We start from the raw sequence: 12,527 nt of genomic DNA, 5'->3' as shown, positions 1-12,527 counted from the left end.
ATATTTTGGCAAACCGATTCAGTCATGGCATTGTCTAGAATACATAGATGATATTTTTTGTCAATGCGTAAGTCCTATAATTGACGATCCTAAATGAAAATAGCATTCAATACAATGGCGGATTTATCGCTTTTACGAAAAGCAGTAAAACTCAGGAATTGTTTACAAACTTTAAGAAATATTTCGAGATGGTAGTGGCGCATCAAAATGTGCTAATAGTGAAAGACTAGGGCGCTTTTGCAGCGGCTGTGGAATCGGTGAAACCGAAAATGACAACTTTGTCCCCGGTTTACAACTACTTGGATAAGTGGAAAGATGTTTATACGATCGACAAACCGATTAAAGTAATGCACTGCACTTATCCTTACCGCCCTCAGTACGCGAAGAACGTGACGCGATCGCTCTTTACTAGAATAGTCGATCGCACGGCTAAAATATTTTTACCAAATCAACTTAACAATCCCTTGGCGCGACTTACGGTGTACCGTAGAAAATTCCGCTCACAGAAGACAACCCGCAAAATCCGATCAATCCCTACGGTGCTACTAAGTTAATGGTAGAATGGATTTTGTCGGATTTTGACCCTGCCTACGATTTCAAGTCTGTTTGTTTCCGCTATTTTAACGCGGCTGAGGCTGACCCTAACGGGTTGTTAGGAGAGGATCGCAATCCAGAAACTCACCTGATCCCACTGGTGTTGTTCGCGGCTTTGGGTAAACGAGATTCGATCGCGATTTTTGGCACGGATTACGAGACTCCTGACGGTACTTGCATTCGGGATTACATTCACGTTAACGATTTGGCATCTGCTCACATTTTAGGATTAGAATATTTGCTAAATGGTGGCAAATCTGATTTCTTTAATTTGGGCAATGGCGGCGCGTTTTCGGTGAAAGAGGTGATAGAAACGGCTCGTCAAGTGACGGGAAAAGAGATTAAGGCGGTTTCGTGCGGCGTCCGGGAGACCCACCTGCTTTGGTTGGCAGCAGCGAGAAAGCCATCAAAACCTTGGGCTGGTCTCCTGAATATCCCGACATTAAGAACATTATCTCCCATGCTTGGCAGTGGCACCAAAAACGCCACAACTCTTAGTCTGTAAGGTGCAGCGCACCTTACCATTACAGCAAAGTTTGATTGAATTCTTGTGGGGAGTAGGGGTTGGGCGTCCCGCCCGCCCCCAAAATACAATATGCTAATAATATCTGCTAAATCGGGACAACTCGGCAACCGACTGCTGCTTTTTGCTAATTTCATCGCTTGGGCGATCGAGCATAATTTGACTGTTCTCAATCCTGCTTTTGACGAATATGCAGAATTCTTTGTGGGAACCGCAGGGGATTTTTTGTGTTGTTATCCTCCTCCATATTTTACCGCAGCAGGCAACAAGTTGGTCAGAAGGAAATATTATAATTTTATTAAGTATTTAAGCAACCAAAAAATATTAAAAACGCAAGAAATAACCCGAAAACAACCTTTTAGTTGGCTCAAATATCAGGAGATCGAACAAATCAAGCAGGGTTCAATTGTTTTTTTTCAAGGCTGGCTATTTCGAGATGGCTGGTTTGTAGAAGATATCCCCTATTTACACAAGTACGCCGACCCGATTAGAGCATACTTTGCACCATTAGAGCGATATAGAATCAATGTAGATCGTTTGATATTGAATTTAAAAAATAACTCTGATATGCTCGTCGGAATTCACATCCGCCAAGGGGATTATGTTCAGCATCAAAAGGGGAGATACTTTTACACAACTGAGCAATATTTAGAAGTCATGAATTCTGTGGTAAGGCTATTTGAAGGAAAAACAATCAAGTTTGTGATTTGTTCTAATATTTCGCAAAATCCGAGTTTATTTGAGGATTTTAACTGTGGATTTGGCAGCGGTCATTTAATTGAAGATATGTATGCTTTGGCTGAGTGCGACTATGTTGTCGGGCCGCCTAGCAGTTATACTATGTGGGCTTCTTTTTATGGAGATCAACCTCTTTATATGATCCGCGATGTCAATAAAACAATTAACCTGAAAGATTTTGTACATTTTTATGAATGGCAAGGAATTTTTCACGGTCGAGATGACTGGAGTGAGAGCTTTTGGGAGTGGACACACTGAGGGAAATATAGCATTTCTCAGTAACATGAGGTATCCGACGTGCATGGGGCATAGGGCATAGGCCTCCGTGGGCATAGGGCATACCTCACCACGCTTGAGAACCGCTATAAGTAAATTAATAAGTAAATCAATGAATTCACATAAATTAGCAGTCAAGGGATTTATCACTATTTTAACTGGTCTTTACTCTTTCCAGGATTGCGTTCATTTTCTGGCGTCTGTTAGGAAGTTTCACCGGGAACCCATTATTATTTTAATAGATAGAGTTCCTCAATTTTTATATCCTTTACTTCAGGTGTTCGGAAATGTCATATTGAAACCTGCACCCTCTAATGAAAATCCTGTTTTGGCGTCGCGGCTAGCTAAGCTGGCTTTGTACGGGGAATCTCTGTTTGAGAAAACTATTTATCTGGATTGTGATATTTGTTTGTTGTCGCCAATAGATGAGGTGTTTGATTTTCTTGATGGGGTGGATTTGTTGGTGACGGAAGATGTGCAGCCTGCCATTGCTAAAGCGGCAAATTTATTAAGAGTCAAGCAGGATATTCTGTCAACTTTGCAGTCTGTCGGGTTGCCGCTAAATGAAAATAGCATTCAATACAATGGCGGATTTATCGCTTTTACGAAAAGCAGTAAAACTCAGGAATTGTTTATAAACTTTAAGAAATATTTCGACCTGGTAGTGGCGCATCAAAATGTGCTACTATTGAAAGACCAAGGCGCTTTTGCTGCGGCTGTGGAATCGGTGAAACCGAAAATGACAACTTTGTCCCCGGTTTACAACTACTTAGATAAGTGGAAAGATGTTTATACGATCGACAAACCGATTAAAGTAATGCACTGCACTTATCCTTACCGCCCTCAGTACGCGAAGAACGTGACGCGATCGCTCTTTACTAGAATAGTCGATCGCACGGCTCAAATATTTTTACCAAATCAACTTAACAATCCCTGGCGTTTAAAATAATTAAAGTTTGTTGGCCAACTGCATCAAAAGCAACAAAATTCAGCCCACACTAAAAAAAAATTAGCCTCAACATATCCGAAAATTTACCTATAAGAATTATTGCTGGCTTGAATAACAGTTTTGGGTGCATTACTGGTTGATTTTTACCAAAAGACGCGTTGCTGCCCTTTGCCCTGGTTAAAAACCCGGTTGCTTTGCAAGGCGAGCGCGCAAGTCCCGCTCGCCTTGACAAAAGCTCGATTAAGCAGGAAAATTAAACAAATGTTTTAAACAAAATACTCAGTGAAAGTTTCATTAGTAGTGAGCGATTTGTCAGGAGGAGGTGCAATTCGTGCTTTTTTATTAGCTCAAGTCTTGATAGAGCTTAAATGTGATGTAGAAGTAGTGGGATTTCAGTTTGGCAAGGACTTGTATGCGACTCCTCCCAGAGACATCCCCGTATGTGCGATACCAGCTCAAAATTATCCGGGGTTTTTGATGGATGCTCAAAAACTTTGGAAAAAAATAGATGGGGATATTATTTATGCAGTCAAACCTAAACCGACAAGCTTTGGGTTATCGCTGCTAAAAAAACTGGCGAGTCGCCACTTTATAATTTTAGATATAGACGACTGGGAACTGAGCTGGTACGGGGGAGATGAATGGCAATACCGTCCTTCTTTTAAACAACTTTATCGAGATATTTTTAAACACAATGGTCAATTGAGAGAACCCGATAATCCCCTCTATCTCAAGTGGATGGAAGGTCTCATTCACCGTGCGGATGCAGTCACCGTTGATACTGAGTTTTTAAAACAGCGTTTTGGTGGTGTATATTTGCCTAATGGTAAGGATACTGCAATGTTCGACCCTGCTAAATACAATCCTGAATTGAGCAGACAGCGTTACGGCTTGTCCGGGTATAGAATCTTAATGTTCCCCGGTGCGCCGCGACCTCACAAAGGTGTTGAGGATGTTTTGATGGCCCTCGAACAGTTAAATGAACCCGATTTAAAATTAGCGATCGTCGGCGGGAGTCCTTATGATGATTATGATGATAAACTTGTGAAACAATGGGGGCGTTGGATTATTAAACTGCCAAGGTTTCCAGTGGAGATGATGCCGTCGGTTGTAGCGGCGGCTCATGTTGTCGTTGTTCCTCAGCGAGAAACTCTCACAGCCGTGGCTCAGTTTCCGCTCAAGCTGACAGATGGCATGGCAATGGCTAAGCCTGTTTTGTCTACGCGAGTGGGGGATATTCCAGAAATTTTAGGAGGAACGGGTTATTTAGTCGATCCGAGTTCTCCCGCTCAAATTTCACAAAAAATTCAATGGATATTTCAAAATTTTACAGTGGCTAATTTACAAGGAATGAAAGCTCGGGAAAAATGTGTAAAAGAATATAGTATTGAAGCAATGAAACCGATACTTTCAGATATAATCGCAGGTATGTAAATGTTATTTTAAAACTACTCAATGGAGGAAGAAAAGCTGGCTGTTATTAAAGAAGATTTTGAGATGCCGTACTGTTTAGCTGGGAATGCTTCATGTCTGCCAATAAGCTACTCCTAAAATTTGCCAGACGATATCCCGGCAGGATTCTCTTAACCGTGATGCTGGGCTTTTCTGGCGCTTTATTCAACGGTATCAGCACTACTCTGATTGTACCAGTTCTTTTAAGTTTTTTAGATCACGCTATCGAGCTGCGTGGTGCTCCACCTCTAATTAAAACTTTGATGTATCCCTTTGAGGGAATGCCTGAAAATCAGCGTTTAATGTTGATGACCGGGGCGGTTGTGCTGGCAATTTTCTTAAAAAATGTTGCGAGTTATATCAATACTTTAGTAGCTACTTCTCTGACGCGCTCTCTGACTTTTGATTTGCGAGAAGCAGGTTTGCGGTTGTTGTTAGAAGTAGATTTAGATTTTTACTCGAAAACTAAAGTCGGGGATTTAATTAATAGATTGGGCGGAGAGATTGGTCGGACTGCTAGTGCAGTTGGTACGGCCATCGGAATGTTTACTACGTCAATCACCGTTTTGGTGTTTGTGGGTCTGCTACTTTCTATCTCGTGGAAACTGACGGTGACAGCTACACTTTTGCTGGCCTTAGTTGCTTGGGCAAATCAATATATTATTAACCGTTCCAAGTATTTTGGCTACCTGCTTTCTGAAATGTCGAAAGATTATTCGGTTAGGGTGTTGGAAACGATTACTGGGATTCGGCTGGTCAAGTCAACGGGGAACGAGGAAAGGGAGTATCAGCGGATCAAGCATTTAATTCAAAGGCGAGAACAAGCGGATTTTCAGGCTCAGGTAAATTATGCGGCGATCGCCCCCATTAACGAAGTTGTTAATTTAATAGTTGTAATTTTGATTGTATTTATAGGTCGCACAATATTTGCTAATGAAATAGAGTCTATTTCTACAATTTTATTAACCTACTTATTGGTACTTTTTAGGTTAATTCCTTTAATTTCTCAGTTGAATAGCGGGCGCAGTCAATTTGCTAATACGTCGGCTAGTGTAGAGGTGGTTAATGAGTTTTTGAGCTGCGAGGACAAGCCATTTATGCTGAACGGTTCTGTGCCTTACACTCATTTGCGATCGGGAATTCATTTTAATAAAATATCTTTTAGTTATCCTAACCACAAAAATTTAGTTTTGCAAGGAATTGATTTATTTCTACCTCACGGTACTACTTTGGCTTTGGTAGGAACTTCGGGTTCGGGCAAGTCAACTTTGGCAGATTTACTGCCGAGATTTTACGATCCTACTGAAGGTCATATCTCGCTAGATGGCAGGGATTTGCGCGAATTTGAGCTGAAAAGTCTCAGACAAGCGATGGGTATTGTTAGCCAAGATACGTTTTTATTTAATGCTTCAGTGCGGGAAAATATTGCTTATGCTAAACCCCAAGCGACTGAGGAAGAAATTGTGGAAGCGGCGAAGGGGGCGAATGCTTACGAGTTTATCCAACTATTGCCGGAGGGGTTGGATACTCAAATTGGCGATCGGGGCGTGATCTTATCGGGAGGGCAGCGTCAGAGAATTTCAATTGCTAGAGCCCTGCTGCAAAACCCGGAAATCTTAATTTTAGATGAGGCAACGAGTTCGCTGGATACGGTTTCGGAAAGGTACGTGCAAGCGGCGATCGAGAAATTGAGCTGCGATCGCACAACCTTAGTAATCGCCCACCGCCTCTCCACAGTCCAAAAAGCCCACAAAATCGCCGTGATCGATCGCGGACAAGTAGTAGAAATGGGTTCCCACGAAGAATTGCTAGCCAAAGGAGGGTACTACACTCGCTTGTATTCAGTGCAATTTGCCGAAGAAACCGCTCGCGATGAAGCTCTAATTAGAGGTTCTTACGAAATTCGCACTCGCCTGACTCCCATGATAGCTTACCTCAAATTGCTCGTAGATGAAATGGTAGACTCTCCCGAAGAAAGAGACGAGTTAATCAGAGAATCATTTCACTCGGCTGCTAATATTTTCACTACTTTAGAATTTATAGAAAATACTATTAAGCGTCAGGCTGTTAAAAAGTAGTCAGTTGGCAGTTGGCAGTTGGCAGTTGGCAGTTGGCAGTTGGTAGTTGGCAGTTGTCAGTTGGCAGTTGGCAGTAGTTAGTTGGCAGTTGGCACAAATACAGCGTATTCCAGGTTTATGAAGTACACCCCAGAAACCGGGTTTCTTTACAGTTCTCGCCTCTGGTACTGATTCTGTTCAAGAAACCCGGTTTCTCGCGATCTACATCTACATGGAATATGCTGTAACAATTACCAATGCCCAATGCCCAATGCCCCATGCCCAATGCCCCATGCCCAATGCCCATGTCCAAATATTATGTATTTTTTACCCGAAATATCTTGCCGCAACCCAATGTAGCGAGCTTAGTTCAAGTTGCACACTCTGCCAATGCCGCAGCAAACCTCGGTTATCCAGCAGTTTTGGTATACCTCCGCAAAGGCTGGAGTGCTGTGAATCCAGTTGATTTGCTTTTTCCTTTTCAACCCCGGAAACCCGATGACAAACTTGCCACAATTTACAATATTCAAGATAAATTAAAAGTAGCAGATTTACCGATGCCGTGGCCGATCGACTTTTGGGACAGCAAGTGGACGAGTTCCAGTACAATAGTATCAAAATACTATTTACCGATTCACCTGCTTAAATCCACTAAAATTGTCCACACCCGCGACTGGAACTTTGTCAAAGCAGCAGTTAAAAACGGAATTCCCGCTATCTACGAACAGCACCACCATGAAAACAAGCAATTTGAATCAGAAATTGTCCGCAATCCTCTGTTTCAGATTTCCGTAACTGTTGCAGATACAGTCCGAGACAGCATGATTAAGAATGGAATGCCGTCGGAAAAAGTAATTACGCTGCACAACGGTTTTAACCATTTGTTTCTCGCCCGACAAACAGAAGCAGCCCAGAATTGGCGAAAGCAATTATTAGAAGATGACAGACAGCATTTAGCAGTTTATGCAGGGGGACTTTACCCGTTTAAAGGTGTTGATATGTTGGTGGATGTGGCTAAGGAATTGCCACTGGTTCAATTTGCGATCGCGGGCGGTGATTCATCCCAAGTAACAGCATACCAGCAGTTAGCCAAATCCAAGCAAGTTAACAACATTAAATTTCTCGGCTACCTGCCTCAAAATCAACTGGCTAGCTTGCTGCAAGCAGCCGATGTTTTGACTCACCCCCACTGTTTGACAGAGGCCGCGACGTTCACATCTCCTTTAAAATTCTTTGATTACATGGCATCGGGAACTCCGATTGTGGCGACGGAGATTACCTCTTTAATGGAATTTAAATCTGGAAATATAGCAGCAACTTGGTGCGGACCGGATAACCCGTATGAATTTGCAAAAAGCATTCAAGCTTGTTTAACAAAATATCCCAGGAAGGTCGCAGGTTATGCAGAAACGATGGATTTTGTCAAGCAATTTTCCTGGGAAAATAGGATACAGAAAATTATGGGTTATGTAGATGAGCAAGTGCGATATCCGATAATTCAAAATTCAGTAGGGGCGGGTTTTACCAACAATCATCGCCTCAAATAAACAATCTCATAAACCCGCCCTGCCAAACGCAAAAACCACATTTATTATCATTAGGGGCGGCTTTTACCAACCATAATCGCCTCAAGTAAACAATCTCATAAACCCGCCCCGTCCACACGCAAAAACCCGATTTATTATTAGATATGAACCCAAAAATTATCGGTACAATCACCACATACCCAGGCATGAACCAAAGCGACTGGCTGTGGCAACAAACTCCCCAAAACTTCGGCAAATGGGGCAACATTAAAATGCTCGCTAACCACCCCGAACCAGACTTTTTACTCATGTATCAATTCGACTTTCCCCAACCTTCCAAAAAGCCATCCTGGATTGACAAAATTCGCCGTCCCAGCCCCCAAAATCCCGAAAATGACGTTCGAGAAAAATTGCGCGGCGTCCCCCAGGAACGGATAATTTACCTAATCCGCGAGCCACCATTACCAGAAGTTATTGAAATTACCAAAGCCAACTACGAACAAGCCAAACTTTATTGCGGTTACGTTTCCGGGCCAGACGATTTCGCACCAAAACCCGATTATATGCCCGCGATTTGGTATCACTCTAACTCGTTTCGAGAACTAGATGAAATGCCTGCGCCGCCGAAAACTAAATCCTGTTCTTGGATTACTTCAGGTGTTAGCCGCACCGCCAATCACCGCCAGAGATTAGATTTTATCAAATTGCTGCGATCGCAAGAATTGGATTTTGACCTTTACGGGCGAAACTTGCCAACTTGGGCGCGGGGTAACGGCACTGTAAACAATAAATGGCACGCCGTCGCGCCATACTATTACAACTTAGCTATTGAAAATTATGCCGAAAACGATTGGTATGTCAGCGAGAAGCTTTGGGATGCTTTGTTAGCTTGGTGTTTGCCAATTTATTACGGCGGTTCGGCGGCGGATAAATTGTTGCCTGCAGGGAGTTTTCTGCGGCTGCCGAGTTTGGATGAGAAAGGAGTAGAATTTATTAAAGAGGTTGTGGCTAATGCGGATTATTGGCATGAAGCGAGGGATAAAATGGCCGAAGCCAGACAAATCATTCTCCATGAATTGAACCTGCTCAATTGGCTGTCTAACTTTGTATCTTAGGAAATAGCGCCATGACAGAAAACCCAAATCAACCCAGAGAATATGATGCCGTCAAAGGCGGTCAAAATCCGCCACCCATAGATGCTGCTGTCTTAGGCGGGATTTCCGGCGTTAAGAGCCGTTTGGCTTCACCGATTGTCGAAGAGAAGATTGCTGCACTGTCTGAAGCGCTGAAATATGGAGATGCAGGTTTAGATTTAATAATTGGGGTGCTGCAAGAGGAATCAATGTTGGTGAAGTTTGCAGCCTATTCGCTGTTGAAGGATAGAGATGAACCAAAGATAAAACAGCAGTTACAAAAATATTTTCCTACTTTTGACTTCGATGTGATAACAGTGGATGCTGAAGGAAAAGAAAACAGTCGTCGCCGTCATTATGCTCACTTCTTCGCAGAATACTTAGGAAATGGAGTTGTGCTGGAAATGGTTTATATTCCCGGCGACACTTTTATGATGGGTTCCCCAGCAACAGAAAAATATAGTTCCGATAGCGAACGTCCCCAGCATCAAGTAACAGTACCCGCTTTTTTTGCAGGCAAATATCCCATCACCCAAGCACAGTGGCAAGCAGTGATGGGAAACAACCCATCCTATTACATAGGTGAAAAACGTCCTGTAGAAAAAGTATCGTGGGATATGGCCGTCGAATTCTGTGGCAAACTATCGCAAAAAACCGGGAAAAAATATCGCCTCCTAAGTGAAGCAGAATGGGAATACGCCTGTCGTGCCCGAACTACAACCCCATTTCATTTTGGGGAAACTATTACCCCGGGATTAGTCAACTATGACGGATACAAACCCTACGCAAACGCCCCCAAAGGACTTTACCGCCACCAAACAACCGATGTCGGGAGTTTTCCCCCCAATGCCTTTGGACTGTACGATATGCACGGCAATGTTTTGGAGTGGTGCAGCGATCGCACCGCTGCGTGGCACTCGAACTATAACGGCGCACCAACTGACGGAAGTTCCTGGGAAAGTTGCACAGGGGGTTGCCGGGTGCTGCGTGGCGGTTCCTGGATCAGCAAGGCGTACTCTTGCCGCAGTGCCAATCAGTTCTCGCTATTCGTACTCGCTCGCGAGCCCTACGCGGGGTTTCGCGTTGCGGTAGCGTCGGTTTCTCCCTAGTCCTAGTTTTCCCGCGAGGAGTCTTTTCTATCCTTTTACCCTTTAAATGATTCGGCGGTTGAAACCGCTTCTACACAAACAAAGTCCGCCTACGCGGACTAATAGATATGAATGGAATTTGCACGCTAGCCAACGACACAGTTTACGACCAACTAATTGCCTTGCTCAACAGTATTGAAATTATCTTAGGCTCAAATACTCCCGTCTGCATTTATCCTTTCGACGACCAAATAGAGCAAATCAAAGCTGAAATTGTTAACCGTCCCAACGTCTTTATTTATGAAGATAGCGCATCTATTCAGCGATGGGACAAATTCATGCAAGCAGCGGCGCCAGAGCGTTTGAACCGCAAAAAATTCCGGCTTTACGGCGCACATCGGCGCTTTTGCGCTTTCGACGGCCCGTTTGAAAAGTTTATCTATATGGATGCCGATACTTTGGTGATGAATTCCCTTGATGCGGTTTTTCAGAAGTTAGAGAAATCGGATTTTGTGGTTTATGATTTTCAATTTCTATCCCCAACTAAAGTATACAATATTCACTCACCAAAACTCCTCGAAGTTTTTGAGCCAAATCGGATCGACTCGGAAATATTTTGTTCTGGATTTTACGCCAGCAAGCAAGGATTGTTTGAGCAAGATACTAGGGGATGGCTGTTATCTCAACTGCAATCGGGCGATGCGGAAATTCTCTATGAAGGTGCGGGAGAACAGCCGTTGCTCAATTATATGGTGATGAAAACGGGGATGAATAGCTATAATTTTGCTTATAGCCTCCCGGATGGCGAAAAAACTGGGTGTAGCGTCACTTCCAAACATTTTGAAGAGCAAGATCGGATTTTGTACGACAAGGGAAACCGACTTACTTACATTCATTATATTGGTGTGCCGCCGGATTTAATTCGGAGAGTTTGTGCGGGCGAAAATATTGACTTTCCCTATCGCGATTTGTTTCTGCATTACCGCTATCTCCGCGAACCGTCCAAGCGTCCGATTTTTGCCCAAGCGCCAAAGTCTTATACTGAGGTTTGTGCGCCGAATTTGTTAACAAGGGTATTGAGAAGGTTGAGGATAAATGTATGAATCGCGGTATTTATATTGTTGCGAATGATAAAGTGCTCGAAAGTGCGATCGCCCTTTTAAACAGCATACGTCTGTACAATTGTCAAGTACCTGTTTTTCTGATTCCCTTCGACGACAATTATCAGCAAGTCGCAGCCGCACTCTGCAGTCTCCACGGGGTGCGATTGTTCCCAAATCTGGAGTTTGTGGAACAGTTTACCAGAGAAATTGGCCAAATGTTCGATCGCAACTTTTTAGCCCTCCCCAACAAAATGCGAAAACTCGCCGCCTGGTTTGGCCCCCTTGACGAATTTCTGTACATCGATACCGATATCATCGTCTTTGAAGACATCGCAGACAACTTAAACAAACTATCAGAAGTAGACTTTTTTTGCTGCGACTATCACCACCTCAGCGAAAAACTGCGAAATGTATTTTCACCCGCTGTAAAAGAACAGAATATCTTTACCGACTCACAGCTTCAAGATGTATTCAACAGCGGTTTTTGGGCTTCCAGAAAAGGAAATATTACAGAATCGCAAATGTATGAAATTTTGCGAGAATGTTCGCAGCATCGAGAATATTTTGACTTTACTCAAAATGTCACCGACCAACCTATACTAAATTATATTACTCTTAAGCTGATTCCCAAGCGCTGCAACCTTGTTAAAGCTTCACCAAGCGAACCGGGAAGCTGGGCTGGTTCCAAGCATTTTCAAGAAATAGATTATGTTCTTTATGACAAAGGCAAAAGGTTAAAATATATTCACTGGGCGGGAATACCAATTAAATCGGGTAGTCCTTATTGGAATCTTTGGAAACATTATCGTTATCTCAATGAGGAACAACCAAATTTAGTGCAAAAAATATTTCGGGTTTTCAGTAGGTGAGGAGAAAATCATATGTTGTATCATTATCAACCAGCTTTGGAGAACAGGCAAGATGCCTGTTCCACAATTCATAAATTTGGGGGTGTTTTTGACACCAGACAAGCTTTGAAGAACAGGCATCTTGCCTGTTCCACAATTCATAAATGTTGTTGTGTTTTTGACAGCCAACAAGCTTTGGAGAACAGGCAAGATGCCTGTTCCACAATTCATAAATGTTGT

The 12,527-nt window shown here is 43.1% G+C and carries 11 protein-coding genes and 1 pseudogene; all 12 read left to right on the top strand.

Going from position 1 to position 12,527, the window contains the following annotated elements; all coding sequences use genetic code 11:
* The first annotated feature begins 269 nt into the window (after positions 1-269).
* Positions 270-554, top strand: a complete 285-nt coding sequence (locus tag QUA16_RS16755; protein WP_333104392.1) for a hypothetical protein — start codon at positions 270-272, stop codon at positions 552-554.
* A pseudogene (galE, locus tag QUA16_RS16750) lies at positions 470-1,092 on the top strand (UDP-glucose 4-epimerase GalE); the annotation flags it as partial. The gene QUA16_RS16755 and the pseudogene galE, both read left to right, overlap by 85 nt.
* Before the next feature lie 97 nt (positions 1,093-1,189).
* Positions 1,190-2,113, top strand: a complete 924-nt coding sequence (locus tag QUA16_RS16745) for an alpha-1,2-fucosyltransferase (protein ID WP_333104386.1) — start codon at positions 1,190-1,192, stop codon at positions 2,111-2,113.
* Positions 2,114-2,243: 130 nt separating this feature from the next.
* Entirely contained in the window at positions 2,244-3,080 is an 837-nt protein-coding gene (locus QUA16_RS16740; RefSeq protein ID WP_333104385.1) for a hypothetical protein, read from the top strand.
* Positions 3,081-3,362: 282 nt separating this feature from the next.
* Complete coding sequence (locus tag QUA16_RS16735) at positions 3,363-4,514, top strand: glycosyltransferase family 4 protein (RefSeq protein ID WP_333104383.1); 1,152 nt, start codon at positions 3,363-3,365, stop codon at positions 4,512-4,514.
* Positions 4,515-4,606: 92 nt separating this feature from the next.
* On the top strand, positions 4,607-6,610 hold the full coding sequence (locus QUA16_RS16730) for an ABC transporter ATP-binding protein (protein WP_333104381.1): 2,004 nt from the start codon (positions 4,607-4,609) through the stop codon (positions 6,608-6,610).
* 236 nt (positions 6,611-6,846) lie between these two features.
* The gene (locus QUA16_RS16725; RefSeq protein ID WP_333181258.1) at positions 6,847-8,136 is read left to right on the top strand and encodes a glycosyltransferase; all 1,290 of its coding nucleotides are present in this window, start codon (positions 6,847-6,849) and stop codon (positions 8,134-8,136) included.
* A gap of 143 nt (positions 8,137-8,279) precedes the next feature.
* Entirely contained in the window at positions 8,280-9,230 is a 951-nt protein-coding gene (locus QUA16_RS16720; protein ID WP_333104378.1) for a glycosyltransferase family 10 domain-containing protein, read from the top strand.
* Between the two features lie 11 nt (positions 9,231-9,241).
* Positions 9,242-10,357, top strand: a complete 1,116-nt coding sequence (locus QUA16_RS16715) for a formylglycine-generating enzyme family protein (protein WP_333104377.1) — start codon at positions 9,242-9,244, stop codon at positions 10,355-10,357.
* 107 nt (positions 10,358-10,464) lie between these two features.
* Positions 10,465-11,439 (top strand): Npun_R2821/Npun_R2822 family protein, encoded by a 975-nt coding sequence (locus QUA16_RS16710; protein WP_333104376.1) that lies wholly within the window; start codon positions 10,465-10,467, stop codon positions 11,437-11,439.
* A complete protein-coding gene (locus QUA16_RS16705) occupies positions 11,436-12,308 on the top strand; it encodes an Npun_R2821/Npun_R2822 family protein (RefSeq protein ID WP_333104375.1) in 873 nt (290 codons plus the stop codon). The genes QUA16_RS16710 and QUA16_RS16705 overlap by 4 nt, the downstream gene beginning before the upstream one ends.
* A gap of 12 nt (positions 12,309-12,320) precedes the next feature.
* Positions 12,321-12,527 (top strand): hypothetical protein (locus tag QUA16_RS16700; RefSeq protein WP_333104373.1); only part of this gene is annotated, 207 nt, incomplete at its 3' end.

This window comes from Microcoleus sp. S13_C3 (genome assembly GCF_036700905.1).
In the GTDB taxonomy this organism is placed as follows: domain Bacteria; phylum Cyanobacteriota; class Cyanobacteriia; order Cyanobacteriales; family Microcoleaceae; genus Microcoleus.
This window is presented reverse-complemented; position numbering and strand designations above follow the sequence as displayed.

Bases quoted from the DNA above. Each gene is read 5' to 3' on its own strand.
- QUA16_RS16745 (WP_333104386.1), top strand. From the start codon at position 1,190: ATGCTAATAATATCTGCTAAATCGGGACAACTCGGCAACCGACTGCTG.
- QUA16_RS16720 (WP_333104378.1), top strand. From the start codon at position 8,280: ATGAACCCAAAAATTATCGGTACAATCACCACATACCCAGGCATGAAC.
- QUA16_RS16715 (WP_333104377.1), top strand. From the start codon at position 9,242: ATGACAGAAAACCCAAATCAACCCAGAGAATATGATGCCGTCAAAGGC.
- QUA16_RS16730 (WP_333104381.1), top strand. From the start codon at position 4,607: ATGTCTGCCAATAAGCTACTCCTAAAATTTGCCAGACGATATCCCGGC.
- QUA16_RS16725 (WP_333181258.1), top strand. From the start codon at position 6,847: ATGCCCAATGCCCAATGCCCCATGCCCAATGCCCCATGCCCAATGCCC.
- QUA16_RS16710 (WP_333104376.1), top strand. From the start codon at position 10,465: ATGAATGGAATTTGCACGCTAGCCAACGACACAGTTTACGACCAACTA.
- QUA16_RS16705 (WP_333104375.1), top strand. From the start codon at position 11,436: ATGAATCGCGGTATTTATATTGTTGCGAATGATAAAGTGCTCGAAAGT.
- QUA16_RS16740 (WP_333104385.1), top strand. From the start codon at position 2,244: ATGAATTCACATAAATTAGCAGTCAAGGGATTTATCACTATTTTAACT.
- QUA16_RS16755 (WP_333104392.1), top strand. From the start codon at position 270: ATGACAACTTTGTCCCCGGTTTACAACTACTTGGATAAGTGGAAAGAT.